The organism is Fictibacillus barbaricus (assembly GCF_031457135.1).
GTDB lineage: Bacteria > Bacillota > Bacilli > Bacillales > Fictibacillaceae > Fictibacillus > Fictibacillus barbaricus_A.
On the sequence record NZ_JAVDWA010000018.1, the window covers coordinates 1 to 1,571 of the forward strand.

Consider the following 1,571-nt stretch of genomic DNA (forward strand, 5'->3'; position numbering starts at 1 on the left):
AAGGATAACCCCTCCTCTTAACCTTCCAGCACCGGGCAGGTGTCAGCCCCTATACTTCACCTTGCGGTTTCGCAGAGACCTGTGTTTTTGCTAAACAGTCGCTTGGATCTATTCACTGCGGCTCTCTCGGGCGATAAACCCTATCAGAGCACCCCTTCTCCCGAAGTTACGGGGTCATTTTGCCGAGTTCCTTAACGAGAGTTCTCCCGATCATCTTAGGATTCTCTCCTCGCCTACCTGTGTCGGTTTGCGGTACGGGCACCTCTTTCCTCACTAGAGGCTTTTCTTGGCAGTGTAGGATCAGGGACTTCGGTACTAAATTTCCCTCGCCATCACAGCTCAGCCTTCACGTTGGACGGATTTGCCTATCCAACAGCCTAACTGCTTAGACGCACTATTCCATCAGTGCGCTCACCCTACCTTACTGCGTCCCCCCATTGTTCAAACGGAAAGGAGGTGGTACAGGAATATCAACCTGTTATCCATCGCCTACGCTTTTCAGCCTCGGCTTAGGCCCCGACTAACCCTGAGCGGACGAGCCTTCCTCAGGAAACCTTAGGCTTTCGATGGACAAGATTCTCACTTGTCTTTCGCTACTCATACCGGCATTCTCACTTCAAAGCGCTCCACCAGTCCTTCCGGTCTGACTTCGCTGCACTTCGAACGCTCCCCTACCCCTGTACCATACGGTACAAGCCATAGCTTCGGTGATACGTTTAGCCCCGTTACATTTTCGGCGCAGAGTCACTCGACCAGTGAGCTATTACGCACTCTTTAAATGGTGGCTGCTTCTAAGCCAACATCCTGGTTGTCTGGGCAACTCCACATCCTTTGCCACTTAACGTATACTTTGGGACCTTAGCTGATGGTCTGGGCTGTTTCCCTTTTGACTACGGATCTTATCACTCGCAGTCTGACTCCCGCGGATAATTCTCTGGCATTCGGAGTTTGACTGAATTCGGTAACCCTGTGGGGGCCCCTAGTCCAATCAGTGCTCTACCTCCAGGAATCTTGCCGCGAGGCTAGCCCTAAAGCTATTTCGGGGAGAACCAGCTATCTCCGTGTTCGATTGGCATTTCACCCCTACCCACACCTCATCCCCGCACTTTTCAACGTGCGTGGGTTCGGGCCTCCATTCAGTGTTACCTGAACTTCACCCTGGACATGGGTAGATCACACGGTTTCGGGTCTACGACCACGTACTATGTCGCCCTATTCAGACTCGCTTTCGCTGCGGCTCCGTCTATTCAACTTAACCTTGCACGGGATCGTAACTCGCCGGTTCATTCTACAAAAGGCACGCCGTCACCCGTTAATGGGCTCCGACTACTTGTAGGCACACGGTTTCAGGATCTGTTTCACTCCCCTTCCGGGGTGCTTTTCACCTTTCCCTCACGGTACTGGTTCACTATCGGTCACTAGGGAGTATTTAGCCTTGGGAGATGGTCCTCCCGGATTCCGACGGGGTTTCACGTGTCCCGCCGTACTCAGGATCCACTCTGGAGGGAACGAAGTTTCAGCTACAGGGCTGTTACCTTCTTCGGCTGGCCTTTCCAGACCACTTCACCTAC

Annotated in this window: 1 rRNA gene; it reads right to left on the minus strand. The window is 53.0% G+C overall.

Annotation, left to right across the window (positions count from 1 at the left end):
- Positions 1-1,571 (minus strand): 23S ribosomal RNA (locus J2X07_RS19910); the annotation flags it as partial.